We start from the raw sequence: 25,860 nt of genomic DNA, 5'->3' as shown, positions 1-25,860 counted from the left end.
TTCGAGTGAAATGAATATGAAAACTTATAGAGAAGCGCTAATAGAAAATACTAAAGTTCCTGTCACACAAGCTAATGTGTTGGTCGACTCGATTAATACAGCTTACTTGTCTGCTGGCTCTGGCTATCCTGTAGTTATTCTACATGGAGGTGGGGCGGGTGCAGTTACCTGGTATCCATCTATTGGCCCAATGTCAAAACATTTTCACGTTGTCGCGCCAGACATTGTCGGTTATGGGGAGTCTGATAAGCCTGATGCCGCTTATGACAAAACTTATTTCGTTGCCTGGCTAAAACAGTTTCTAGAGGAGCTGGGAATTTCAAAAGCACATATTGTTGGGTTATCTCAAGGCGGAGCAATTGCCCTTCAATTTACCCTCGACTATCCAGATAAAGTAGACAAGCTCGTCCTAGTCGACTCTGGAGCGATGGGTGCAAAGTCACCCTTGTTATCCATTATCGGCATGGCTTGGCTAAATATATTCCCATCTGCTTTGGCGAATAGATTTTTTTCTCGTTATTTATTGTTCAAACGTGAAAACCGTGATCCTAATCACGGCTTATACTCCATCGAAGTGCTGAAGAGCAAAGGTGGTAAAAATGCATTTATGCAAGGTCGGGGTTTGGCTGTTTCACCTTTACCAGAAGCTGCGCTTCGCAAGATATCAAATAAGACATTGGTCATTTGGGGCGAGAATGATCGACTATTTCCGGTTGAATACGGCGTCAATGCAGTCGCTATGATGCCCAACGCAACACTTTTTAAAATCAAAGAAGCGGGACATCTACCACTTATGGATCAGCCAGAAATTTTTAATAAGGCTGTTGTGAATTTTCTGAATGACATGGAGGTTATATGCTAAGGCTTAAAAATAAAACTGTATTAGTAACCGGAGCTGCAAGAGGAATAGGGGAAGCTATTGCTAAACTATTTTATGAAGAAGGTGCGAATGTTGTAGTCACTGATATCAATGATGAACTGGGTAAAAAGGTAGCTGCTGGAATTGGCGAACCATCTTGTTATTTTCATCTTGATGTGAGAAAAGAGGAAGATTGGATTGAAGTGAGAGATTTTGTTAAAAAGAGATATGGCGGTCTGGATATTTTGGTGAATAACGCGGGGATAGCTGGCATTCTTGAAACCCGTGGCCCGCACGACCCTGAAAATCTGGATATGGAGAGTTGGCACAAAGTCCATGAGACAAATCTTGATGGTGTTGCTCTTGGGTGTAAGTACGGTATTCAGCTAATAAAGAACTCTTTATCCGGAAGTATCGTAAACATATCTTCAAGATCAGGCATTATTGGGATTCCTTTTGCTGCCGCATACGCCTCGAGCAAAGCCGCTGTTCGCAATCATACGAAATCCGTTGCACTTTACTGTGCAGAAAAGAAATATCCCATTAGATGCAACTCTATTCACCCGGGTGCCATCTACACACCTATATGGAATGTGATGCTTGGAGAAGGAGAGCAAAGAGATCATGCAATTAAAGTAATATCTTCTGAGATACCCCTTGGAGTTATGGGAGAGCCTATAGACGTTGCATATGCTGCTCTATTCCTTGCATCTGATGAGGCTAAATATATAACAGGAATTGAGATCAATGTTGATGGTGGAATTCTAGCGGGTAGTGCTGCATCACCGCCAAGCAAATAGCCTAACAAGATCTACAACTGGAAAATGTAGTTCCATCGATTGTCAGAGAAGCAGTTCAACAGCCTGAATGGGGTGGACTATTCCAAGTCGGAGAGTGACGAGGTCCGCCAAGCGCGAGTGCGATGAACTGAAAGAGGAGCTCGAGTTCCTAGAAAAGGCTGCTGGCGGATGGACGCCCCTTCTTTGCGAAGCCAGCACGAGTAAAGTACGCTCTGATACAGGAGTATCGAGGGCTGTATGCGATACGCCTGATGTGCCGGGTGCTCAAGGTCTCGGCATCAGGATATTACCGCTGCTTGGGGCGTGACATCAGTATACGGGTGCTCAGGCGGCAGATCATGGAAGAGCAGGTCATGGATACCTTCGCCACCTACAAGGCCCGCTATGGGGCACCGAGGATCACCAGGGAGCTCAATGCTCTGGGTACGCCGTGTTCGGTGAACTACGTCGCTAACATCCTGAAACACAATGGCACACGGGCGCGTAACGGCAAGGCGTTCAAGTACACGCCGCGCACCGAAGCGATGACCGGTGTGGCCGATAACCTTCTCAAACGTCGTTTCAACGCGGACGGTCCGAATCAGAAGTGGAGCACCGATATCACCTATATCTGGGTTCGGGATCGTTATCAGGCACAGATGGAGCGACACGGTTGTTCACCGAGTATGAGCCGGAAGGGAAACTGTTGGGGTAATGCAGTCATGGAGTCGTTTTTCAGCCGACTAAAGGTAGAGCTGATCTATGCTGAACAATATCGAACGGTTGAAGAAGCGAAGTCTAGGATCTTCGAATACGTCGAAGTATTTTATAACCGCATACGTAGGCACTCGGCTTTGGGCTATGTGAGTCCAGCGGAGTATGAGCGCAAATGCGTATAACCAAAGTGTCTACTTTTTTGTGTGTGGGACCAATTTATAGAGAGTTAGGAGATTCTAATGAAAGGTAAGCTAATAATATTATTTTTTGTATTAATGCCAACTACAGTGCTAGCACAAGAGATCTACAGTATGAGTATTGAAGAGTTCTATCAAGTTGAAGAAAATAAAAATATGTATTCCTTTCTAGAAAAAAACGGGAAAGTTGATGAAGCGAGAGAAATGCTAAAAATCAACTGTTTAAAACAAGCAAAGGAAGAGGCTGAAAAGGAGTACTGTAAATGTATGGGTCCAATAATAGATAGAGCGGATGGAAAAATGATTGTCTATGATTCAGTTGTCTCATATAAATCATTTCTGGCAGAAGTAAGAGCCAAGCAATCTGGCAATGAAGATGAATATTTGCGCTTGAGGCAACTTGACGCAAAGCGCGAGGGGCTATCCAAACAATATGAAAAATATTGTGGGAAAATATAACAAGGGCCTGATGTTCGTCGCTATCGCGGCTGGAGCCTCCGCTGCGTTGGCGCTTCGTTCCGGTTCCATAGACAGACGTTATTGTATAGGAGAAAAAATGGATATAAAAAGTCAGATAATAATTTCTCTTACATCCTATAAAATAATTTCTCTTTTAGTGGGAGCTGCTTTTGCTTACATGGGGTATCGACTTTTTTCTGCTGGAATATGGGGGCATGCAGGAGAAGTGGAGGGGGAGTTTGGTGATAATAAATTGGTTATAAAAAAGGCTGCACCAGGTACGTTTTTCGCGTTGTTTGGAGCGATAATAGTATCGATTACTTTGTACAAAGGGTTGGAATTTAAAGATTACACGAACGATTCTTCGGTTGAATCCTATGTGGAAATTATTGAGGGGGATGAAAATGATATGCCTGAAAAGCCACCTTTCTAAAGTATTAATAATATTCCTGTTCTCATTTATATCAATACCTTATTTGGTGGCTGGGGAAAGAGATGATCTATATATAGAAGGGTTAGCGGCATACTCTAATAATGAACACGTTGAGGCGCTTAAGAAACTTTATGCTTTCTATGTAATAAACGAGGCTGAAATATTAAACAATCCTGAATTTATGAATAAGCTTAAAGAAAAAATAACAACTTCGGAAACTGTTCTGAAAGTCGCTTTTTCTTCAAATCCATCTATTATAAAAAGTGATAATCGGATTCGTATTATTACAAAACAAGGTGGGGGTTCGTTTATAGGTACCGGGATGGAGGTTGAAGATCTGTTAGATAAAAAAGCTATTGATCTGAAAGTAATCGAAAGTATAAACCATAAGTCCCTAACAATCCCTTCCAGCTGAAATGATGTAGTTCTCCCGCTGTAGTGGACACCTCGATCTAATGCAGACGAGGTGTGAAATGCCAGCTTACAAGAACCAGAAGAAGGCGCGACGGTAAATGCCCAGCTTCGCACTAAATACAGAGTTAATAATATTATGTATATACAAGGATATTCTGAGGAGCGGGAAAGGGAGATTGCTGATCTGTTTTATAAATCCGTACATGAAATTGACTCATCTATTTATACAGTCGATCAAAAAGAAGCCTGGGCTCCCGAACCTGTTGATTATGAGCTTGGTCAGAGAGACTCAGTATAAAGAAACCTTTCGTAGCAATAATCAATGGGCGTGTGGCGGGCTTTATAGAGTTGGATACGGACGGTCACATTGATTGCACGTATACACATCCTGATTTTCAGCGAATGGGAGTAGCGTCTACCCTGTATGAGTATTTGCTTGAAGAAGCAAGTACAAGGAAAATCAAACGCCTATATGTTGAGGCGTCGCTCATAGCGAAGCCTTTCTTTGAGCGTCGTGGTTTTTCTGTAGTCAGAAAGAATGAAGTACAGAGAAATGGTGTAACCTTGGTCAATTTTTCGATGGAGAAGCATTTAGGCGCTAACGCGTAGAAGTACGGCGTACACTAGAATGCAGGTATAAAGATTGCGGGTGCGGCGAGTCAATCATAATGATTTGGAGGGGAACATGGGTACGTCAGATAAATTTTGGGATAGAGCTGCAGAAAAATACTCCAAAAAGAAAGTGCCTGATGAAGCAAGATATCAAAGGAAGTTATCTGAAACTCAAGAGTTTTTAACTCAAGGTATGCACCTGTTAGAGTTTGGCTGTGGGACTGGCACTACAGCAATCCACCATTCGCCATACGTACATAAAATAGACGCGATCGATGTATCTGAAAAGATGATCGAAATTGGCCGTGCAAAAGCCGAGGCAGCAGGGGTAAGTAATATTACATTCAGTCGCAGTACTCTGGAGGCGTTCAACGCCAGCTCCTCTAGTCTTGACGCCGTATTAGGGTTAAATGTAATTCATCTTGTGCCAAATAGAAAAGAGCTGATCGCCGAAGTAGCAAGGGTTCTCAAAATAGGTGGTATTTTCGTGAGTAGTACGGTCTGCTTAGGGCGCTCATATTTTCGATTTATTAAGTTGCTGGTGCCCTTATTGAAGCCTTTCGGCTTAATGCCAGATGTATTCATGTTTAGTGAAAATGATTTGGTTTCTGAAATAAAAAATGCTGGGTTTTCCATAGAGAGACAGTGGCATTACGGGCCGAAAAATATTGAAGTTTTTATTATTGCAAGAAAATTGGGTTAAGTTTTATGCATTAAAAATGACCTTATGGCAAGTGATTACGTGTAAAAATATGGCTGTCGTGATTATTAGTTTTTAGCTGGGTCTAAGAAATATTCACTAATAATATATTTATTTTCATGAATAATATTTCGTATTCGAAATTCACCTCTGTTGATCCAGATGAGATGTTGAAGGTTCTTAATGAGGATTCTTTAAGGTCTCATCTGATTGAACACGATTACTTTACTCCAGAGAGCGTACGGGCCTGGATGGGCAGTAAGGTAGAGGTTGGAGATACGCCCGGTTGTCGAATTCGGGCGGTATATGTGGATGCTCACCTAGCCGGTTGGTGTGGTATACAGCCGGATGATAACGGTTTTGAAATTGCGATTGTTCTATCGAATCGGTTTTGGGGTTCGGGTATCGCAGTGTTTAAAACTATGATGTGCTGGGCCGAGGAGCTGGGGCATAAGGAGGTTCTGTTTCATCTGCTTGACAGCAGGCGCGACTATAAATCCTTAGCCACGTTGGCAAACAGGGTGTGTAAAACGCAGTTAATGGGCCGCAGCTTCACCACCTACTATCTGACGGTCGGTGGGGCCACAGCGATCTCCAGTACATAATGTGTGACGTTTCTCACTCCCTATGCCACGGGGGTATGTAACGGCCATCGTTAGCCTTGTGTGGGTGTCTGGTAACATCCGCTTTAGATAGCCCCCCTAAGCCTTCACCGGAGTGTCATGTGTCCCGTTCGCAACGACTTCTAGAGTTACTGCAGCTTCTGCGTCGTCACCGCTATCCGGTAACTGGAGAGCGTCTTGCGCAGGAACTGGGTATCAGCCTTCGTACGTTGTATCGGGATATCGCAACGCTGCAACAGCAGGGGGCTGATATTCAGGGTGAGGCCGGCGTGGGGTATGTGCTGAAGCCGGGCTTCATGTTGCCGCCGTTGATGTTCAGCGAAGAGGAGCTTGAAGCGCTGGTGCTTGGTTCGCGTTGGGTAGCTGAGCGGGCAGACAGGGAGTTGAGTGACAGCGCGAATAGCGTGCTGAGCAAGATATCCGCCGTGTTGCCGGCCGATCTCCGACAAGCGATGGATGCTAACACCCTGTTGATTGGTCCTAGCGGCAATAACCGGTTGAAAGGGGATGAAGTGACGCTTCTGCGCCGTGCTATTCGTGACGGGCTTAAGGTGAGCATCGATTACCGTTCACTGGAAGAGCGCGAGTCAAAGCGTACGGTCTGGCCTTTTGCGCTGGGCTATTTCAATGAGGTGTGCCTGCTTTTGGCCTGGTGTGAGACGCGTCAGGCGTTCCGTAACTTCCGTACCGACCGTATTCAACAACTGCAGGTAGAAGCCCAGCGTTACCCGACCCATCGCTTTGTGCTGTTAAAGGCCTGGCGAGAGGAGGAGAAAAAGCGTCAGGCTGCTGACAAAAACTGACAGTGGTGCTGGCTAGGATGGCTCTGTCGGCGAACGGTTCGCCGGTTGAAACAGTTTTCAGGAGCATCCTATGAACCATCCCAACTTCGTTATTCTTTACGTTGAAAGCAGCGACAACAGTGCCCGATTTTACTCGGATCTGCTGGAACTGCAGCCTGTTGAATCCTCACCGGTATTTGCCGCCTACGTGCTGGATTCCGGCTTGATGTTTGGACTCTGGGCGCGTGCTGATGTCGAGCCAAAGGTGATGGCTCCAGCTGGCGGGGGCGAGCTTGTCTTCAAGGTGGCGGATCGTGCTGCCGTGGACGAGCGATACAGCCAGTGGCAGGCGATGGGGCTCGGTTTTGCCCAGTCGCCGGTGGATATGGAGTTCGGCTATACCTTTGTCGCGCTCGACCCGGACGGTAATCGTCTGCGTGTTTACAGCCCGGCAGCCTGATGAACTATTGGATCGTCGTGATGTACACTGAAGCGCTTCGCCGCGGGCGGCGATCCACTTTTTTCTAACCCGAACAGGAAACAGGCAGTGAGTGTGGATACGATGCAGGACACCAGCTTACAGCTCGGACAGACGCTGAAAAGCAAACGTCAGGCGATGGGGTGGAGTCTGGATCGTACCGCACAGGAGACCGGTGTCAGCAAGGCGATGCTCGGTCAGATAGAGCGGGGCGAGTCGAGTCCGACCATCGCCACACTCTGGAAGATCGCCACCGGTTTTAACGTCGCATTGTCGGAGTTCACCGATCCGCTTGACCGGCAACTGGATACCGAGCTGCGTCAGGCCGATCAGCTGCGCCACCAGCCTGCACAAGATCAGATGCTGGTGGCGTCGCTGTTCCCCTATGATCCGGCTCTGGGTTATGAGTTGTTCGAACTGACCCTGCTGCCGGGCTATGAGCGCCAGTCAGAGCCGCACGCCGAAGGCGTAACGGAAGCCGTGATCGTCATACGTGGCGAGATGGAGCTGCTGTTTGATGGCCAGTGGCATCCGATGCGTGAAGGCGATGCGGTACGCTTTGCCGCCGACCGGCCCCACGGCTACCGTAACCTGGGCCAGACGGCTGCTGTTTTTCATAATCTGATCCACTACCGTCACCACCGCGATTAGTTCTGTTGTCGGCAAAAGCCTCTTTTCAAGGAGCGATTCATTGAGTGTGAAACACTGGGGGCTGGCACTTCTGATTGTGCTGGCTTGGGGGCTGAACTTCGTTGTAATCCGGTTTGGGCTGGATGAGCTGCCGCCAATGCTGTTGGGGGCGCTGCGCTTTGCGTTGGTGGCGTTTCCGGCCGTGCTGATTGTGAAACCGCCGAAGCTGCCGTTGAAGTGGCTGTTGGCCTACGGTTCGACGATCAGTCTTGGGCAGTTCGCGTTTCTGTTCAGCGGCATGTATGTGGGCATGCCGGCGGGGTTGGCTTCGCTGGTGCTGCAATCGCAGATGCTGTTCACAATGATCTTTGCGCTGTTGATGCTCGGTGAGCGCTGGCGGTTGCCGCAGTTCATCTCGTTGATCGTCGCCTCTTCAGGGCTTGCGCTGCTGGCAACGACGACACCGGCCGAGGCGATGACGCTGGCGGGGTTCTTTCTGACGATTGCCGCAGCCGCCAGTTGGGGCCTTGGCAATATTGTGAATAGGCGTATCGGTCAGCTCGGCGGCGTCGATCTGATGAGCCTTGTGGTCTGGGGCTCTCTGGTTCCGCCGCTGCCGTTTTTGGCACTCTCGCTCTGGCTGGAAGGGCCGGAGCTGGTGATGTCGAGCCTTGCCCACATCGGCTGGCAGTCGATCGGTGCGCTGCTGTATCTGGCATTGGCCGCGACGCTTTTCGGTTATGGCAGCTGGGCCTTTCTGATGCGTCATTATCCGGCATCCACCGTTGCGCCGCTCACATTGCTGGTGCCTGTGGTGGGGCTGGTAACGGCCTGGCTGGTGCTGGGCGAGGCGCTGAGCCTTGTTCAGCTTGGCGGCATCGTGCTGATTCTGATCGGGCTGATGATCAATGTCTTCGGTGACCGCCTGCGATTGCGCAAGCGGTTGATCACACCTCAGGCAGCCGAACTTGATTGATTCCGCTCGCGGTAGAGCGCGTCGAAGTTCACAGGTGCCAGCGTCAGTGCCGGGTAGCCGCCCTTGACCAGCAGGTGGTCCACGTTTTCTCGCAGGTAGGGAAACATGATGCTTGGGCAGGCGGCTGCCAGTGCCTGCTCCAGTTGATCGTCCGGAAAACCGGCGATCTGAAAGAGTGCGGCCTGCTCAACCTCCAGTGTGAAGGCCAGTTGATCGGCATTGCGCGCGGTAATCCCGACCGTGAGTACCACCTCATAGCGCCCGCCTTCGAGCGCTTCATGCTGCACATCCAGCTCTAGTGTTGTCTGCGGTTTCCAGTCCTGACTGAATACGGCGGCGGCCTGTGGCGATTCGAATGCGGCACCTTTGAGGTAGATCTTTTGCATCGAGAAGTGCGGCTCGCTATGGGTATGGGTGTTGAAACCGGTCATAGAAGGCTCCTTAACGGGCTGAATCGGTGAGAAAACGGATCCCGGGGGAACATCGGGATCCGTTGTGGTGACGTCGTCAGGCGTTAGCTGGAGCTGGCATATCCAGCCAGTCGAAAAACGCCTTCAAGTTGGGCTGGAAGTCGTGGATCACCGGATACCAGGGGGTTGGCGCTTCCACATCGTGCATGGTGCCGCAGGTGGGGCAGTAGTACTCACGGTACACCTGCCAGTCGGTATGCGGTGCCATCAGCTTGGGATAGACCTCGCTCATCTTGGTCTCGTTGTCGCGGACATATACCAGTGCATTGAGCTTCCAGTTCTGGCGGTAATCGCCGAAGTTGTGGCCGCATCCGCACTTGGTGACCAGCGTATTGTCCCCGGTCTCGACGATAAACAGGTGGGGGCCGAGCGGCAGCAGGATGCGGTCATCCCAGGATACCTGCTCCTGCAACACCTCCATGTACTGGCCATAACGCTCTTTGTCCTTGGGCATCGACAGCATCTGGTGCAGAGAATCCCAATCCAGCTCGCCTTTAACCAGGTCGGTGACCTGTTTCTTGGTATAGGTAGTCATCTTAGTCACTCATCTTATTATTCGTGGATAGCGGGGCCTGTACGGCCCCGTGGTGCCTGATTGCGACCGATCCTTACTGTTCTGTCATGATCACCGGGTGGACGTCCGGCAGCTCGCTGATGTCCATGTGGTGCTTGGCACCGAACATCGGGATCCCGAGGCTTTCCTCCAGCAGCTGCCAGTGATCCGGCAGATCCCAGAAGCTCTTGAACTCGGCGAGGAACTTCGGTGACAGCGCGAAGCTTGATGCGAACATCTGCTTCACCTGAACCGATGCGTCGTGATCAAGAATCTTCACGCGCTCCTGCTCCATCCAATCGCGTACCGGCACACCGGCGGCAACGCGTGCCTGACGGATTACCTTGCGACGAATTTCGGTCTCTTTGAGGTCGACCTCCCAATGTCCATCCTCATCGCGCATGGCCGACACGCCATATACCTTCTCGGCATAGCTGGGCAGCAGGAAGTTTTGGTTGAGATCCTCCTCCACGGCCTTGGGATCGCGATCCAGCGGATCACCGAAACCGGGGCCGCCGCGCAGGTAGTTGAGGTAGAGATCGCCGTTTTCGAAGATCGCCTCGGTGGTGATGCACTGCTTGTCGCGTTTCACCTTGGCACTGGGGCTGATGTGTTTCTCAAACTCCGGCATATCCGGGTTCAGGTCTTTCCCCTGCGGCAGGGACATACCGTCGCGGATGCGATCGAGCAAGCCGGTTTCATGCGCCTCGAAGCGGTAACCGGTGGCGGAGGGGTAGCCCCCCATCAGGCCCCAGTCGCTGTTCATGTAACCGTTGCCCATGAAGAACATGGTCCAGTCGGCTGAGCCCCAGACCATACGCAGGGTCTCGAAGCCCAGACCGCCCCGGTACTTGCCGTAACCGCCGGAGTTGGTCTTGATGGTGCGGCCCATGTAGAGCAGCGGCTCGGCCAGTTCCCAGATCTCGATATCGCCCATATCGCCTTCAGGGTTCCAGATTGCGGCAGCGTGGTTGAGACCATCCTTCACCGCGCAGGCGCCGGTACCGCATGCGGCGGTCTCGAAGCTGTTGACGGCGTGGATCTCGCCCTCCTGGTTGATACCGCCCCCCTGAAGCCAGTTACAGGGGTTGGAGTTACCGGCGTTAACCTCTTCCAGATAGCCGCGGCCAAAGTAAGAACGGCTGATACCGCGCCACAGGGAACTCCAGGAAGACACGAGGAAGTGCCAGGCATCGGCGTGGGCAGTGCGGCGGTCATCCGGGTTGGTCCAGGTGCCCTTGGGCAGGCGGAACTCGGTGGCGTATCGGGCACCGTCGTTGATGCGCTCGGTGGGCACCAGTGTCTGCGTCATCATCACCCAGATACCACTGGTGAAGGCCACAGGGTTGGCGTTGTAGGTATGCCAACCCCAGCGGCTGCAACCTTCGAAGTCCAGGCGCCAGGTGGCATCGGGCTTCACCGTGATCTCGCACGGGGCGTGCATGATGGTGTCCACCTTTGCGAACGGAGAGGGTACCGCTACATCCTCGTGAGAGTAGGGTACGTCCACGAACGCGACGGTCTTGTATGTACCGGGAATGGTCATCGACTTGATGCGGCTGGTCAGGCCGCGACGGCCATCCTCGACCACTTCCATGGCGAACTGCTCATACGCTTCGACGCCCTCTTCGCGGATCGTCTCTTCCACCAGATCACGGATCATGTGGCAGCCGGCGATACGGGTTTTCTCATCGAGAATCCAGTATTTAGGCGTACGCACGTTACGCTGGCTCTCGTGCAGCCAGTCGCGCAACGGGGTGTCGTTAACACCGGTTTTGCGGCAGGTGATCTGCACGCCATCACCAAAGCGCTGAATCTGTCCGTTGGACATGGAGCCTGGGCCCACGGCGCCCACATCGATTACGTGGGTTACGCCGCCAACCCAGCCCACCAGCGTGTCGTCATGGAAGATCGGCACAATGGTGGCAATATCGCAGGGGTGCACGTTGCCGATCTGACAGTCGTTGTTGGTGAACATGTCACCGGGGTTGATGCCGGGGTTCGCTTCCCAATTATTTTGGATCATGTACTTGATCGCGGCGCCCATGGTGCCTACGTGGATGATGATCCCGGTGGAGGTGGCGATACAGTCTCCGGCCACGTTGTAGAGGGTAAAGCAGAGCTCGCCCTCCTGCTCCACGATGGGGGAGGCGGCGATCTTCTTCGCCACTTCGCGGGAGCTGACAAGCCCTGCGCGCAGCTTGGAGAAGATACGCTCGTAGGCGATCGGGTCAGACTCCTTCAGCTCGAGGTTTTTGCGACCGTCGTAGAAGCCGGTCTCCTTGGTGCGTTGAAGGATCAGGTTACGGTGATCGTTCAGGGACAGGCCGCTTTTCAGCAGGCTCCCGACGGCATTGCCGTCGGTGATATTTTTCATGATTGTCATGGTTAAGCCTTCGTCTCTTATAGTTGTTGTCGACTCGTTGCAGTCAACGTAAGCGGCTGTGCGCGTTAGCGCTCGATCAGGTGGAACAGCCGGTTGACGTCGAGGAAGGTTTCAAAGCCCGGGGGCACGACAAACGTAGTGGCGTCGGACTCGATGACCGCAGGCCCCTTGATCTCGTTACCGGGCTTGAGCAGCTCCATCTTGTAGAGCTTGGCCTCGACCCATTTCTTCTCGTAGTAGAAGGGGCGCGAGCCCAAAGACGCTTCGGGGGCCGGGGTGGGGCCTGCATCCGGCTCCTCTGGAATGTTCGGCTTCTTGGTTTCGACCGAGCCGCGCAGAATCGCGCCGGTGATACCGAAGCCCAGCTCTGGAGAGCGTGCGGCGCTGGCATATACACGGGCATAGGTGTCATCGAACGCTTGCACCAGTTCATTCCAGTCGTCGGCCGAGGAGAGCGCAGCCAGCGGAGAGTCGATCTCCAGATCGTTTAGCTGACCGAGGTACTGCATGCGGTATCCCGGTGTCAGGGTGACCTCGTCGTCGGTGAAACCATTGATGCGGAACTCCTCGAGCACCTTCTCGCGCAGCTCGTTCCAGGCCGCCTGAAGTGTGCCCACAGCCGCTTCTACCTCGGCTTCACCGGACTCATGGGTAATGCCGATATCGACACTCTTGTCGTAACGGTATTCAAAGTCGGCGGTGGCGCAGCCGAAGGCCGAGAAGCCTGCTGCCCAAGCCGGGACGATGGTCTCCTTGAAGCCGAGACCTTTGGTATAGCCGTAGGCGTGTACCGGACCGCCGCCACCATAGGAAAAGCAGACGAAGTCACGCGGGCTGTAACCCTTGCCGGTGATCATTGCGCGCAGATGCTGGCGCAGGGATAGATCGAGCAGTTCGATCACGCCGGATGCCGCATCTTCAACCGAGAGGCCCAAGGGGTCTGCTATCTGGGTTTTGATCGACTGGCGCGCGCGCTCCACATCCAGATTGAGGATGCCGCCGAGGAAGTTGTCCGGGTTCAGGTACCCCAGAATGATGTGGCAGTCGGTCACCGATACGGTGTCAACGCCGCCATCCGGCCAGCAGGTGCCAACGCGGTAACCGGCACTGTCGGGGCCGAGCTTGATTGAGTTGGTGTAGGGATCGATTCGAACAAAACTGCCGGCTCCGGCACCGATGGTGTCCATTGAAACCAGCGGCAGTGACAGTACCAGTCGGGCCATATCGCCATCCTGATGCATGGCGAAGTTGTTCTTGGTGATCAGCGCCATGTCGAAACTGGTGCCGCCGATGTCAGAACAGGCGATGTTCTCGTAACCCAGCCGCTCACCGAGGAACTTGGCACCGATAACGCCGCCGATGGGGCCGGATACCAGCGAGCGCGCAAGCTCTTTCGCCTTCCAGCTGATGGTGCCTCCGTGGCTGGCCATCACGCGCAGATCGAACGATGCGCCGCAATCCTTGAGGCTGTCACTGAGGGTGCCCAGTGTCGCGCGAGAGGGTTCGGCGGCGTAGGCTTCAAGCACGGTGGTGTTGGTACGGTGGCTTTCCTTGCGCACCGGGTAGTAATCGACAGATGCGAACACCGGGATATCGACACCCTTCTCGCGGGCCACCTCAAGGCATACATCGCGCACGTCACGCTCATGCTTGCCGTTGAGGTAGGAGCTGAGCAGGCTGATCACGATCGCCTTGCAGCCCTGTTCGATCAATTCGCGCGCGGCCTCGCGTGCCTCGTGCAGACGCACCGGAATTACCACGTTGCCCTGGGAGTCGATCCGCTCGGTCACGCCGCGGGTGTCCTTGATCTCGACCAGAGGCTGATCGTAGCGGTGGGTGTTGAGATGGATGCGATCCTCGAACGCATAGCCAAGGTAACTCTGGATTGCCCGCCCCATGCGGTGGAAATCCTCGAACCCCTTGCTGACGATCAAACCGGTACGCAGCCCCTTGCGACCGACCACACGGTTAAGCATGGCGGTGCCGGAGAACACACAGGTAACCATCTCGGGGAACACGTCCTCGACGCTGCGGCCCCAGTGGGCCAATGCGTCGGTGCTTGATTCGAGCACTGCCTGAGATTCGTTGATATTACTCTGTGCCTTGCCGACGACGAATTCGCCGTCTGCCCGGACAAAGAAGGTGTCGGTCATCGTGCCGCCGGCATCGATGCCCATGACTTCTACGGGATTGGATAGTTGGTTCAAGTTCGTATCCTCTAGTTATTGTTATCCGATACGTCGATCACCTCACGAAATGGCAACACCGGCTGCCAGTGCGGTATCGACCGGGCCGGACGCGGGGCGTGTCGACCTCGTGTCTGCTATCGCAACGGCTGTGCCAATGGCTGAATTTTTTTATAAGGCGTTGAAATGTCGTGAGTTTCTAATTACGGGTGTGGTTTCGGGTAAGTGCGAGGAGTTCGATTATCAGACGGTCGCAGGACGGTATTCGAATGCTTTTGCTGAGGCAGGCTGTCTGTCTCAGGGGCAAATGGCCGATCGCTTGTAATCCCCTGCGAAGAGGCAGAGAATGATCGGCGGTCTCGCAGAATAATAAGACGGGGTGATTACCTCATGACCCAGCTTTTTCTGGTAAAAGGGTCCACAGCGGTCGAACAGCCATCGCGCATAGCTGCCGCCCGGGACCGGATGTTGTCCGGAGCGCCGCTGCCTCTCAATACAGTGCGTTCGGTCATCGAATCCTCATGGCAACGTTGCCTGGCGGATGATGTGGATCCGCGCATACAGCACCGAGACTGTCTCAACGACAACGATCTTGAACAGCTCAGGTTACAGAACGAGGAGCTGATCTCCGCGTCCGATATCATCATGAGTGAGGCGCATCAGCTGCTGGCCGATTCGGGCACAATCATGCATCTTGTCGCGCCCACCGGCGTTATTCTGAGTTGTGACGGCGATCCGGTTACGCTGGATCTGGCACAGGATTATAGCCTTGTGCCGGGTGTCGACTGGCAAGAGCAGGCCGCCGGTACCAACGCAATCGGCACCGCGCTCAGCGTCAATGCATCGGTTCAGGTGCACGCTTACGAACATTTCTGCGACGATATCAGTTGCTGGACCTGTTCCGCCGCGGTGATCCGCGATCCCTTTACCAATGCCATCCGCGGCGCGGTGAATATTTCGGGTCTCAAGCATACTCAGCACGATTACTGTCTGGCGCTGGCTATATCGGGCGCGCGGCGCATAGAAGGCCAGCTCGCGCAGTTCCAGCTACGCCGCCGGGATCTGCTGCTGGGTCTGACCGTCGACCGGTTTACCCGCAACACCTCCGATGGCGTACTGCTGTTCGATGCCAATGGCCGTCTGGTGCGCACCAACAACATGGCCGAGCGGGTGCTGGCGGTTCGCGGAATCAATGCCGAGCTCTCGCTTTATAACCCGCTGTCTCACCTTGGCTCCGAATCCGCTGTGGTGGAGGCTACGCCGCTGATGAAGAAGCTCGATCTGAACTGGATTGAGCCGGTGATGCATGCCGGTAACGCCATTGGTTACCTCGCGGTTATCCCGCTGCCGGGCGCTACGCAGCGGCAAGCGACGGCGTCTACAGCAGATGTGCTCTCCGGAGAAATCTTGGGATTTGACCGAATTGCCGGTTGCAGCCCCCAGATCCAGACAACGGTTGCGCAAGCCCGCCGACTGGCGCAGGCACCGATTCCGATACTGCTTCAGGGTGAAACCGGTGTCGGCAAGGAGCTGTTTGCTCGCGCGATACATGAAACGGGCCCGACCCGTGATGGCAAGTTCGTTGCACTCAACTGCGGAGGACTCTCCCGCGACTTATTGGCAGCTGAGCTGTTCGGATATACCGACGGGGCCTTTACTGGCGCACGTCGTGGGGGCATGGTCGGTAAGATCGAGGCGGCCAACGGCGGAACGCTGTTTCTGGACGAGATTGGCGAAATGCCGTTGGACCTGCAGCCGATGTTCCTGCGCGTGTTACAGGAGTCTGAGATCTGCCGCGTTGGGGAAACCACACCGCGCAAGGTCAACTTCCGGCTGGTTGCCGCCACCAATCGCGATATGACGCAGGAGGTCGCCGAAGGGCGCTTCCGCATGGATCTTTACTACCGGGTGTCATCGATGGGGCTAACCATTCCGCCGTTGCGAGAGCGTCGGGATGACATCGGGTATCTGGCTGACTTTATGCTTAACCAGTTAGCTCAGGAGCATGGCCGTCCGGTCAAACGTCTGGGGGCTGAATTGTTAAGCCTGCTTGAAGCGCATGACTGGCCTGGCAATATTCGCGAACTGGCCAATGTTGTCACCACGGCGTTTTTCCTCTCGGAAGAGGATACTCTGACACCGGTTGACCTGCCCGCCGATTTTCGCGGAGCCTGCCCAGCCCCGGCCGGTGATGATCCTGCGATAAGCCCTCTTGAGCGGGCCGAGCGGGAGATGATCTCTCAGGCGATACGTGAGCAGGGTGGAAACCTGACTCAGGTTGCCAAGCAGCTGCGAATTGCCAAGAGCACGCTGTATATCAAGTTGAAAAAATACCATATTGGTCGGTGATATCCGGACATTGAAAGTGGCCGGATTGAACGAAAAGTAGGCAGCTTCAGACTAACCTAAGGAGAGTGGCGTCATCTCCATCGGCCTGTTCGCAAGTCGAGGTTCGCCTAATCCACAACACCTGACCGGAGCTGAACATGCTAACAGGCCTCTTCTCCCTGCCGTGGTGGGGCTATCTTCTGGTAGCCCTGACACTGACCCACCTGACCATCGTATCGGTCACGATCTTTCTGCATCGCTCTCAGGCGCACCGTTCTGTCAGGCTGCATCCGCTGCCTGCGCATATGATGCGATTCTGGCTCTGGCTTACCACCGGTATGGTCACCAAAGAGTGGGTCGCGATTCATCGAAAGCACCATGCCTTCTGCGATATCAAGGAGGATCCGCACAGCCCACAGGTGCGGGGTATCGCCAGAGTGGTCTGGCAGGGGGCCGAGCTGTACCGCAACGCGCTGAGCGATCAGCAACTGCTGGAGCGTTTCGGCAAGGGCACGCCCGATGACTGGGTTGAGCGCAATCTGTATAACCGCTACCCCTACCTGGGCATCAGTCTGATGCTGGTGATCGACCTCATCGCGTTTGGCGCGCTGGGCCTCACCATCTGGGCGGTGCAGATGATCTGGATTCCCTTTTGGGCGGCCGGTGTCATCAATGGTCTGGGGCACTGGGTTGGCTATCGTAACTTTGAAACCGAGGATGCTTCGCGCAACCTGATACCTCTGGGCCTCTTGATCGGCGGCGAGGAACTGCACAACAACCACCATGCTGCACCGATGTCGGCACGCCTCTCCTGTCGCGGTTTTGAATTCGATATCGGCTGGTTTTATATTCGGCTGCTCTCAACGCTTGGGCTTGCGCGTGTGCGCGAGGGATCGCTGATCCAGAAACCGGTGCTGAATGCCTCAGGGGCGATGAACCGCCTGCAGTTGCTGAGGCTCTATGGACGTCAGGTGATTTTGCCTACACTCAAGCGAGAGGCGCGCTTGCAGGGTCCGGCGATGCGACAGCTGTTCAGACGGGCACGCTGGCTGTTGCTCAGAGAGCAGGATCGCCTCACGGCTGCACAGCGTGCACGCGTACAAAGCTCGCTGTCGGCCAGTGAGCGGCTTGCCGTGGTGTACGATTTTCAGCACCGACTACGTGATATCTGGCGCCTGCCGGAGCGCTCCGGCGAGGGTCTGGCTCATGCGCTGCATCAGTGGTGTGTGGACGCGCGTGAAACAGGTGTGGCAGCGCTTGAGGAGTTTGCCGAGCAGTTGATGCGGGCCTCTCAGGTACAGCGGGCCCGGGTGACGCTCTAGCGTGGCTCCATAGCGTCAACATAGGCCTTGAGTTTCTGCTCTGCCTGATCGCCAAAAAGGATGACACACGCCTTGTAGAGCCCGGGTGATCTCAGCAGTTCATCCCTGGGCACGACCTGCGCGATCTTCGAGCGCCGGCGCAGGAAGTCGTCCAGTCGTGTGATCATCTCTCGGCGGGCGGCCAGTTCAATCTCGCCGCGCAGATACTCGGCATTCTCTATCAGCAGCTCACCCCAGTCAGGGTTGGACCTGATCCCATCCAGCAACTCCAGCGCATTGGCCCCGTAGCGACGCCAGAGTCTGCTTGAGAGTTTTTCACTGGAGCTGGCCGCTGTCATCCCGTCCAGTTGCATCAGACTCGCCTGATGCAGGTACTCCCGGTAAACGCTGATATGGGGCTCGCCATACCAGCGGCGACTGGCGTGGGGCAGGGGGATGCCAAGATCTGAAACGGCCCGGCATATCTCATCGCCCACATTCAGGCAATCGGTGAGTTTGCCGCCGTATATGCTCAGATGGCGACGGGATATGTCGATATCGATCTCGTGCTTGCGGGACAGTCGTACCCAATCTGCGCGTTGTTGATCGTCGTTGGCCACGGCCAGAGGGCGAACGCCGCAGCGCTCGGCGATGATAGCGGCGGTGGTCAGGGGCTTTTCAAGCTGCAGCAGGTCGTTGGCATTGTCGAGAATGAACTGCCGGTCGGTGTCCTCGACTCTGGCATGCGGGTGGTCGACCTGTGTGTCGGTCGTGCCGATGCAGGTTTTTGTGCCCATGGGGATGACAAAGAACAGGCGGCCATCACTGGCGAAGAAGGTCAGAATGCGGTTGCCGTCGGTGATCCGATCGACAATCAGATGCACGCCCTTGGAGAACAGATGGTGGTGGCGGGTGTCGATGCCAGCGGTGCGGTTAAGGCTGTCGACCCAGGGGCCGCAGGCGTTGATCAGCACCCGCGCCCGAATCTGCAGCCGGGCATCTGCTTCGCGGTCTTGCGCCTCTACCGCCCAGTGATCCTCGATCCAGTCACAGCGCTGTGCCTCGACATAGGTGGCGGCAACGCAGTCATGGTCCATGGCCGCGCGGATAAAGTTGAAGGTAAAGCGGGCGTCGTTATCCTGCAGATAGCAGTCCGAGTATTCGACGCCACCCACGGCGCGAGTGTCGTCGATCACCGCTTCCCTTTGTCGCAACTGACGACGGCTGAGCAGTCGTGGTGCACGGGTGTGAAAGCGGCCCAGTGCCCAGTACAGCAGAGTGCCGGCGTAGAGCATCCATGCGGGTTTGCGAAACCCCTTCTGCAGCGTGGCTAGAAAACGAATCTCCTGAACGGTGGAGGGGTAGGCGCGCTTCAGTCGGTTGCGGCTCTGGCAGAGCCGCTCGACCAGCAGTAGCTCACCGCTTTCAAGGTATTTAATGCCGCCCCAGGCCAGATTCGAGCTGTTGGAGCTGGTTTCGGCCGCGAAGTCCGAACGGTCGATAAGCGCCACGCGCAGACCGCGGGCCGATAATGCGGCAGCGGATACCGCCCCGTTGATGCCGCCGCCGAGAATTAGCACATCGAAGGTTTCTTGCTCCAGCCGGGCCAGGTTATGCGTGCGCAGACTCAACGGGAGTCACCCTTTGGTCTGGTTGGGTGCAAGTACGCGGTGGACCGCATCGTGCCAGCCAGCCATTAACTGGTTGCGGAGAAGCGCGCTCATACCCGGTTCGAAGCGCGCATCGCAGCGCCATGTGTTCGCGAACTCAGACTGGTTGCCATACACGCCGGCCTGTCGGCCCGCCAGATAGGCCGTGCCCAGTGCTGTTGTCTCGGTAATCTGAGGGCGCAGAACTTCGGTGTTGAGAATGTTGGCGATAAACTGGAGCAGCCAGTTGTTGGCCGTCATGCCGCCATCGACGCGCAGGGTGGCGGGCGTGATCCCCTCTCGGGCCATCGCGGCAAACAGATCCTGGGTTTGATAGGCAACGGCTTCAAGTGCGGCGCGGGCGATAGCGGCACGGCCCGCCGCGCGTGTCAGCCCCACAAGCGCACCGCGTGCATCAGGGGCCCAGTAAGGCACGCCAAGGCCGGTAAAAGCCGGGACAAGATACACACCGAGGTTTGTCTGTAACGAGGCGGCCAGTGACTCGGTCTCCTCTGCGCTTTGGATAATGCCAAGGGCATCGCGCAACCACTGCACCGCCGCGCCTGCGACAAAGATCGAGCCCTCAAGTGCATACTGGGTCTTTCCATCCAGTCTGTAGGCGATGGTCGTCAGTAGCCGCTCGCGGGAGCGAATGGCCTGATCCCCCGTATTGAGCAGCACAAAGCATCCGGTGCCGTAGGTGCTCTTGATGTCACCCCTGTCAAAGCAGCACTGACCGATACTGGCCGCCTGCTGGTCGCCTGCTACGCCGAGTATGGGAATCTCGCGGCCGAGCAGGTCGGGATCGGTGGTGCCGAACTCTGCAGCACAACCCTGAACGTCGGGCAGTACCGTTGTGGGGATGTCGAAAAGCCGTAACAGCTCAGGATCCCACTGCTCGCTGTGGATGTTGTAAAGACTTGTGCGGCAAGCGTTGGTCGCGTCGGTCAGGTGTTGGCGGCCACCGGTCAGACGCCAGATCAAGAAGCTGTCGACGGTGCCGAAGCAGAGCTCTCCGCGTTCGGACCGTCGGCGTGCGTTTGGCACATGCTCAAGTATCCAGTTCAGCTTCGAAGCGGAAAAGTAGGGGTCAAGCAGAAGCCCTGACCGTGACTGTATCGACTCTTCATGACCCTGTTCCTTGAGAGATGCGCAGAACTTGGCCGTACGCCTGTCCTGCCAGACGATGGCGTTATATACCGCCTTTCCGGTGGTTTTGTCCCAGAGCAGGGTGGTTTCGCGCTGGTTGGTGATGCCAAGCGCGACAACCTCTCGTTCATGTGTCTGCGCCCAGCTGAGCATCTTGCGCATGACACTCAACACGCTGTGCCAGATCTCCTCGGGGTCATGTTCGACCCAGCCGTCATGCGGGTAAAGCTGGGGAAACTCCTGTTGGGCCGAAGCCAGCGGTCGAGCATCTTCATCGAACAGGATGGCGCGGCTGCTTGTGGTGCCCTGATCCAGTGCAAGTATGCAGTGTCTTTTGGTCATCCATCGCTCCAATCTTGCTATCCTCTGAGCTCAGTATAGAAACAATTACCGGATTGCCCGTTTCACGCCGTTGATGGCGACCTGTGGCAGTGATGAGGAGTAGCGGTTAATGCAGGTCCAGAATCTGTTCAGTGCTTTGCCGGATGCGCGTGCGGCCGAGGTGTTCGAGCGCTTGGCGGGAGAGGGCGATGTGGAGATTGAGCGTATTGTCTCCCACGGGCAGAGTTCTCCCGAATCAGGCTGGTATGATCAGCCCCGGCATGAGTGGGTGATGCTGTTGCAGGGGCGCGCCTGTCTTGGGTTCGACGACGGACGTGAGGTCGAGTTGGCACCGGGCGATGCGCTGGATATACCTGCCCACACCCGTCACAGAGTCAGTTGGACTGCCACTGATCAGACCACAGTGTGGCTGGCGGTTCACTATCCGATGTGTGATCGGTAGACGCGTAAGCGCTATCGGTGGAATTTGGGCTGAATAACCGGAATGCGGTTGTCCGGCGGCTCGTGCGAGCCGGCTGAGAGGGTCACAATCGCTTCAGGACCGTCGGGGTCGGTGTTGTTGAGCGCCTTGGCGATGTTGAGCACGTGGTAGGTGAGGCCATCGATCATCAGAACATGGCCGATATCGGGCAGGGTGGAGAGCAGACACATCTCTTCGCGTTTGTCGCCATAGATGAGTTTGATCTTCTTCATCCTGCCCTCCTTAAGCCGGGCTTACTTTTCCGGTGAATGGAAGTGCAGGTAGAGATCGATCAGCACTTCGGGAATCTGTTCGCACATCTCTTCTGACAGAGCACGGTCTTTGCGGATGTCAGTGATCTCACTGTCTTCGAACAGGTCGGATGCGACCATGATCGGCAGCAGCAGACCGGCGACTTCCTCTTCATCCTGACCGAACCAGTCATCTTCACGAATGAAGACACCTTCCATGAACGACTGTGCCCAGAGCGTAATCTCGGTGACCTCTTCGTCCTCTTCAGGCTCCAGCGTCAGTTCGCACGGCAGCAGGATCTCCTGGTCGGAGTAGAGGTCGTTGCTGATAGTGTTGTTGAGTTTGCGCAGCAGGCCGACGATCTCGGTCTTCTGTGCATCGGACGCCCACTTGGGTTCGCCGTCGAACACCAGCCCCAGCCACTCCGCTTCCGGTACTTTTACCGGCGAGATGTTGACTGCGCAGAGAAGGCCGTGGGCACTGATCAGATCCAGTGCTTCTTCCGATACGGCGGGCGAAAACAGGAACTCCTCAAGGATGTCCAGTTCGTCTTCGGTAATCAGGGCGGCGGTGTTAACGGTCATGATGCGGGCTTCCAGCAGTTCGATGTGCGCTGATTCTACTCCCTAAACCCGTTGGCGTGTACCGCGAATTCGCATATCCGCGGATGACTTGCCAGGGAGCATCGCGGATAATGCGCGGCATGATTGAGCGTGCACAGCAGATATTGGCCGAAGTATTCGGCTTCGAGAGTTTTCGTCCCCCACAGGATGCCGTTGTTGAGACGCTGCTGAGCGGGCAGGATGCATTGGTTATCATGCCCACCGGTGGCGGAAAGTCACTCTGTTACCAGCTGCCCTCGCTGGCGAGAGAGGGCACGGGCGTTGTGATTTCACCGCTGATCGCGCTGATGCAGGATCAGGTCAGCGCGCTGTCCCAGCTGGGTATCCGTGCCGGCTGTTTGAACTCCTCACTACCGCTGGAACAGTTGCAGGCCACCGAAGCTAAGCTGGTCAACGGCGAGCTGGATATGATCTATATCGCGCCGGAGAGACTGCTGCAGCCGCGCTCGCTGGCGCTGTTCCAGCGGGCGAACCTGGCCCTGTTCGCCATTGATGAAGCGCACTGTGTGTCCCAGTGGGGGCACGATTTCCGCCCCGAGTATATGCAGCTCAACCGTTTGCGGGGGCTGTTCCCGGATGTGCCGCGAATCGCGCTGACCGCCACCGCCGATGCCCGTACCCGTCAGGAGATTATCGACCGGCTCGAGCTGACCGATGCGCGGGTGTTTATACAGGGCTTCGACCGCCCTAATATCCGTTACCGGATCGGCCAGAAGGATAGGGCGCGGGAGCAACTGCTGAGATTCATCAAGGATGAGCACGCGCAGGATGTGGGCATTGTGTACTGTCTTTCGCGCAAGCGGGTGGAAGATACCGCGGCCTGGCTGAGTGAACGTGGCTTCAACGCCTTGCCTTATCATGCGGGGCTTTCCCCGGAGTTGCGTCAGCATCATCTACATCGGTTTCTCACTGAGGAGCCGATCATCATGGTGGCCACCATCGCCTTCGGCATGGGTATCGACAAGCCGAACGTGCGCTTTGTCGCGCATCTGGACCTGCCTAAATCGGTAGAGGCCTACTATCAGGAGACCGGTCGCGCCGGTCGGGACGGCCAACCGGCCGATGCCTGGATGGTCTATGGCCTGCAGGATGTGATTTTCCTGCGCCAGATGCTGGAGGGTTCTCAGGCCGACGAGATCCACAAACAGGTGGAGCGACAAAAGCTTGAAGCGATGCTCGGCCTGTGTGAGATCACCAGCTGTCGGCGTCAGGCGTTACTGGCCTATTTTGGCGAACCCGGGCACAAGCCCTGCGGCAACTGCGACACCTGTCTGGAGCCGGTGCCCGTTTGGGACGGTACCGAAGCGGCGCGCAAGGCGCTGTCGGCGGTGTACCGTGGCGGCCAGATGTACGGCGTCAACTACATCATTGATATGTTGCTTGGCGAAAGCTCCGACAAATCCCGTCAGCGCGGTCACGAGCAACTCACCACCTGGGGTATCGGGAAAGAGCTGGATCGCAATCAGTGGCGTTCTGTCTTTCGGCAACTGGTCGCCAGAGGCTACCTGACGGTTGAGGCCGGACACGGCGCTTTGCAACTGTCGGAGCGGTGCCGGGCGCTGTTGCGTGGCGAAGAGTCGCTGGAGCTGCGTCGTGATCTGCGTACCAAAACCGCATCGTCCAAGGTGTCCAGTGGCCGCTCGCGTGGGCCGCAACAGCAGCTGGATGCCGAGGATCATGCGCTGTGGAATGCACTCAAGGCGTTGCGCAAGCAACTGGCAGATGAGCAGGATGTACCGCCCTATGTCATTTTCCACGACGCGACGCTGATGGAGATGGTGGTCTACCGGCCGCTGACACCGATTCAGTTGCGCAGGCTCAACGGCGTTGGCGAGCGAAAACTGAATCAATATGGCGATCCATTCCTTGAACTGATTGCAGAGCATCAGGCAGCACCGGCGCCGGATACCGATACACAGGCCCAGGAGACACTGATGTTCTACCGCAGCGGCATGAGCGTGGAGCAGGTGGCGCGTCAGCAGAAATTGTCGGTCAATGTCATCTACGGCCATCTTGCCGCGGCTATCGCTCAGGGTGCTATCAGTGTGGACGAGGTGGTGGAGTTGCCGGATGCGGAGCGACGCCAGATTGAGCAGACGATCCTCGAACACCGTCGTCACAAGGGTGGATCGCTTAAGGTGGTGCACGAGGCACTGGCTGGCGCATATGAATACGGTGTTCTGCGCTGTATCGCACAGGGGCTGGACGCTGTTTGATGGGCGCTGAGTGATGGAAAGCGTCTGGGCTGATCTCTCGCTTCCGGGGCTTTTTTTAAGCGCGTTTATCTCGTCGACCCTGCTGCCCGGCGGCTCCGAAGCTCTGCTGGCGTGGATGCTGGCCGAGAGGGGCGACTGGCTGTTACCGGTTACCGTCGCCACCTTTGGCAATGTGCTTGGCAGTATGCTGACCTTTGTGATGGGACTGTGGTTGCAGCGTCGATACCCACTTCGCATACTCTCTGATAAGCACTTAAAGGCTCAGCAGCGACTGGAGCGCTTCGGGCCTTCCGTGCTTCTACTTGCTTGGCTGCCGATCATTGGCGATCCGCTTTGTCTGGTCGCGGGATGGCTCAGGTTTAACTGGGTTATCAGTCTGATACTGATTACGCTGGGTAAGGGGCTCAGGTATCTGGCCGTGGCCGGATTACTGCACATCTGACAACGGGAGGGTGGATGCACCGATCCACGCTGTTTGGCTGGTTGCGTCTGGCACTGTTGCTGGTGCTGCTGGCAATTCTTGCCCTCTACGTCTTGCTTTCAAGCCCGCGCAGTGTCGACTGGCACGAACCGGTGCAGGTACGCATTTACCCGATCAATGCAGATCAGCGGCTGTCCACGTCCCGTTATATTGCCTCCCTTACGACCGAGAGCTTTCGTGATATCGAGCGTTTTTTTGCCCGCGAGGGCGCGCGTTACCAGTTGGCGCTCTCTAATCCGGTGCAGGTGGCGCTGGCACCGCCGATCACTGCGTTGCCGCCTGTCGTGCCCCAACAGCCAAGCATCGTTGAAGCGCTATGGTGGGCCGTGCGGATGCGGCTGTGGGTGTGGCGTTACGATAGCTGGAGCGGTTCGGACAGTGATGTGCGTATCTTCATGAGCTTTTATGACCCGGACAATCCGCTCGGTTCGCAGCACTCGCTGGGATTACAGAAAGGGATGATCGGATTGGTCAACGGTTATGCGGGGAGCGAGCGTCAGGGGATCAATAACTTCGTGGCGGCGCATGAGCTGCTGCATACACTCGGTGCCAGCGATAAATACGATATGCAAAGCGGAAAGCCCCTGTGGCCGGACGGTTTTGCCGATCCGGTACAGGCGCCCCTGTTTCCTCAGCAACGGGCTGAAGTCATGGGGGGGCGGGTACAGGTGACACCGGGATGGTCGCTGTTGCCCCCAAGTCTGGACCACGCTGTGGTGGGGGCAGCGACAGCAATCGAGATCGGCTGGCTCGCGGCTAAAGAAGACACGCCGGATCGCTGAATCTGTATGGACTTTGCGCTATA

General features: G+C 55.5%; 27 protein-coding genes. 19 read left to right on the top strand and 8 right to left on the bottom strand.

The genetic code is table 11. The annotated features are described in order from the left end of the window. Positions 1–16 precede the first annotated feature (16 nt). The 13 genes from ADIMK_RS15030 to ADIMK_RS14970 all read left to right on the top strand — a co-directional run bounded on the left by ADIMK_RS15030 (position 17) and on the right by ADIMK_RS14970 (position 8,659). A complete protein-coding gene (locus ADIMK_RS15030; RefSeq protein ID WP_231517060.1) occupies positions 17–862 on the top strand; it encodes an alpha/beta fold hydrolase in 846 nt (281 codons plus the stop codon). Further along, on the top strand, positions 856–1,659 hold the full coding sequence (locus ADIMK_RS15025) for a glucose 1-dehydrogenase (RefSeq protein WP_036189924.1): 804 nt from the start codon (positions 856–858) through the stop codon (positions 1,657–1,659). The genes ADIMK_RS15030 and ADIMK_RS15025 overlap by 7 nt, the downstream gene beginning before the upstream one ends. A 338-nt stretch (positions 1,660–1,997) precedes the next feature. After that, positions 1,998–2,537, top strand: a complete 540-nt coding sequence (locus ADIMK_RS15020) for an IS3 family transposase (protein ID WP_197027546.1) — start codon at positions 1,998–2,000, stop codon at positions 2,535–2,537. Positions 2,538–2,594: 57 nt separating this feature from the next. After that, entirely contained in the window at positions 2,595–3,011 is a 417-nt protein-coding gene (locus tag ADIMK_RS15015) for a hypothetical protein (RefSeq protein ID WP_036189921.1), read from the top strand. Then, a complete protein-coding gene (locus ADIMK_RS22135) occupies positions 2,986–3,444 on the top strand; it encodes a hypothetical protein (RefSeq protein ID WP_197027545.1) in 459 nt (152 codons plus the stop codon). The genes ADIMK_RS15015 and ADIMK_RS22135 overlap by 26 nt, the downstream gene beginning before the upstream one ends. Then, entirely contained in the window at positions 3,416–3,859 is a 444-nt protein-coding gene (locus tag ADIMK_RS15005; protein WP_036189920.1) for a hypothetical protein, read from the top strand. Before ADIMK_RS22135 ends, ADIMK_RS15005 begins: the two co-directional genes overlap by 29 nt. A 329-nt stretch (positions 3,860–4,188) precedes the next feature. Beyond that, positions 4,189–4,467, top strand: coding sequence for a GNAT family N-acetyltransferase (locus tag ADIMK_RS22230; protein ID WP_231517059.1), 279 nt, complete (start codon positions 4,189–4,191; stop codon positions 4,465–4,467). A gap of 76 nt (positions 4,468–4,543) precedes the next feature. Then, positions 4,544–5,173 carry a class I SAM-dependent methyltransferase gene (locus tag ADIMK_RS14995; RefSeq protein WP_036189919.1) on the top strand — a complete coding sequence of 210 codons (630 nt, stop codon included), beginning with the start codon at positions 4,544–4,546 and terminating at the stop codon, positions 5,171–5,173. A gap of 116 nt (positions 5,174–5,289) precedes the next feature. Further along, on the top strand, positions 5,290–5,775 hold the full coding sequence (locus tag ADIMK_RS14990; protein ID WP_036189918.1) for a GNAT family N-acetyltransferase: 486 nt from the start codon (positions 5,290–5,292) through the stop codon (positions 5,773–5,775). 119 nt (positions 5,776–5,894) lie between these two features. Continuing rightward, positions 5,895–6,596, top strand: a complete 702-nt coding sequence (locus tag ADIMK_RS14985; RefSeq protein ID WP_036189917.1) for a helix-turn-helix transcriptional regulator — start codon at positions 5,895–5,897, stop codon at positions 6,594–6,596. Positions 6,597–6,666: 70 nt separating this feature from the next. Continuing rightward, positions 6,667–7,035 carry a VOC family protein gene (locus ADIMK_RS14980; protein WP_036189915.1) on the top strand — a complete coding sequence of 123 codons (369 nt, stop codon included), beginning with the start codon at positions 6,667–6,669 and terminating at the stop codon, positions 7,033–7,035. 87 nt (positions 7,036–7,122) lie between these two features. Next, positions 7,123–7,704, top strand: a complete 582-nt coding sequence (locus ADIMK_RS14975) for a helix-turn-helix domain-containing protein (protein WP_368085839.1) — start codon at positions 7,123–7,125, stop codon at positions 7,702–7,704. A gap of 46 nt (positions 7,705–7,750) precedes the next feature. Continuing rightward, entirely contained in the window at positions 7,751–8,659 is a 909-nt protein-coding gene (locus tag ADIMK_RS14970) for an EamA family transporter (protein WP_231517061.1), read from the top strand. On the opposite strand, the gene secB is transcribed toward ADIMK_RS14970, so the two are convergent. The 4 genes from secB to ADIMK_RS14950 all read right to left on the bottom strand — a co-directional run bounded on the left by secB (position 8,638) and on the right by ADIMK_RS14950 (position 14,275). After that, positions 8,638–9,090 (bottom strand): protein-export chaperone SecB, encoded by a 453-nt coding sequence (gene secB / locus ADIMK_RS14965; RefSeq protein WP_036189913.1) that lies wholly within the window; start codon positions 9,088–9,090, stop codon positions 8,638–8,640. The genes ADIMK_RS14970 and secB overlap by 22 nt on opposite strands. Positions 9,091–9,166: 76 nt before the next feature. Next, positions 9,167–9,664, bottom strand: coding sequence for an acetone carboxylase subunit gamma (locus ADIMK_RS14960; protein ID WP_036189912.1), 498 nt, complete (start codon positions 9,662–9,664; stop codon positions 9,167–9,169). A 73-nt stretch (positions 9,665–9,737) separates the two neighbouring features. Next, complete coding sequence (locus ADIMK_RS14955; RefSeq protein WP_081849807.1) at positions 9,738–12,068, bottom strand: hydantoinase B/oxoprolinase family protein; 2,331 nt, start codon at positions 12,066–12,068, stop codon at positions 9,738–9,740. Positions 12,069–12,133: 65 nt separating this feature from the next. Beyond that, entirely contained in the window at positions 12,134–14,275 is a 2,142-nt protein-coding gene (locus ADIMK_RS14950) for a hydantoinase/oxoprolinase family protein (protein ID WP_036189911.1), read from the bottom strand. A 369-nt stretch (positions 14,276–14,644) separates the two neighbouring features. Between ADIMK_RS14950 and ADIMK_RS14945 the strand changes: the two genes are divergently transcribed. Both ADIMK_RS14945 and ADIMK_RS14940 read left to right on the top strand, forming a co-directional pair. Next, complete coding sequence (locus tag ADIMK_RS14945; protein WP_036189909.1) at positions 14,645–16,603, top strand: sigma-54-dependent Fis family transcriptional regulator; 1,959 nt, start codon at positions 14,645–14,647, stop codon at positions 16,601–16,603. Positions 16,604–16,740: 137 nt separating this feature from the next. Next, positions 16,741–17,904 carry a DesA family fatty acid desaturase gene (locus ADIMK_RS14940; protein ID WP_036189908.1) on the top strand — a complete coding sequence of 388 codons (1,164 nt, stop codon included), beginning with the start codon at positions 16,741–16,743 and terminating at the stop codon, positions 17,902–17,904. Here ADIMK_RS14940 and ADIMK_RS14935 read toward each other — a convergent pair. After that, positions 17,901–19,514 carry a glycerol-3-phosphate dehydrogenase/oxidase gene (locus tag ADIMK_RS14935; protein ID WP_036189907.1) on the bottom strand — a complete coding sequence of 538 codons (1,614 nt, stop codon included), beginning with the start codon at positions 19,512–19,514 and terminating at the stop codon, positions 17,901–17,903. The two genes, ADIMK_RS14940 and ADIMK_RS14935, sit on opposite strands and share 4 nt — an antisense overlap. 6 nt (positions 19,515–19,520) lie before the next feature. Next, positions 19,521–21,023 carry a glycerol kinase GlpK gene (gene glpK, locus ADIMK_RS14930; RefSeq protein ID WP_036189906.1) on the bottom strand — a complete coding sequence of 501 codons (1,503 nt, stop codon included), beginning with the start codon at positions 21,021–21,023 and terminating at the stop codon, positions 19,521–19,523. Positions 21,024–21,132: 109 nt separating this feature from the next. Here glpK and ADIMK_RS14925 point away from each other — a divergent pair, with 109 nt between their 5' ends. After that, positions 21,133–21,465, top strand: coding sequence for a cupin domain-containing protein (locus ADIMK_RS14925; protein WP_036189905.1), 333 nt, complete (start codon positions 21,133–21,135; stop codon positions 21,463–21,465). Between the two features lie 11 nt (positions 21,466–21,476). On the opposite strand, the gene ADIMK_RS14920 is transcribed toward ADIMK_RS14925, so the two are convergent. Beyond that, positions 21,477–21,716, bottom strand: coding sequence for a hypothetical protein (locus ADIMK_RS14920; protein ID WP_036189897.1), 240 nt, complete (start codon positions 21,714–21,716; stop codon positions 21,477–21,479). A 21-nt stretch (positions 21,717–21,737) separates the two neighbouring features. Beyond that, positions 21,738–22,319: a YecA/YgfB family protein gene (locus ADIMK_RS14915; RefSeq protein ID WP_036189895.1), complete on the bottom strand. Its 582-nt coding sequence runs from the start codon at positions 22,317–22,319 to the stop codon at positions 21,738–21,740. Positions 22,320–22,438: 119 nt separating this feature from the next. Between ADIMK_RS14915 and recQ the strand changes: the two genes are divergently transcribed. The 3 genes from recQ to ADIMK_RS14900 are packed head-to-tail and all read left to right on the top strand — an operon-like array spanning position 22,439 to position 25,837. Further along, positions 22,439–24,574, top strand: coding sequence for a DNA helicase RecQ (gene recQ, locus ADIMK_RS14910; protein WP_036189959.1), 2,136 nt, complete (start codon positions 22,439–22,441; stop codon positions 24,572–24,574). Between the two features lie 13 nt (positions 24,575–24,587). After that, entirely contained in the window at positions 24,588–25,016 is a 429-nt protein-coding gene (locus tag ADIMK_RS14905; RefSeq protein WP_036189893.1) for a YqaA family protein, read from the top strand. Positions 25,017–25,030: 14 nt separating this feature from the next. Then, on the top strand, positions 25,031–25,837 hold the full coding sequence (locus ADIMK_RS14900; protein WP_036189891.1) for a hypothetical protein: 807 nt from the start codon (positions 25,031–25,033) through the stop codon (positions 25,835–25,837). The last annotated feature ends 23 nt before the right edge of the window (positions 25,838–25,860 follow it).

Origin of the sequence: Marinobacterium lacunae, from assembly GCF_000705555.1 — a bacterium.
Lineage (GTDB): Bacteria > Pseudomonadota > Gammaproteobacteria > Pseudomonadales > Balneatricaceae > Marinobacterium_D > Marinobacterium_D lacunae.
This window is presented reverse-complemented; position numbering and strand designations above follow the sequence as displayed.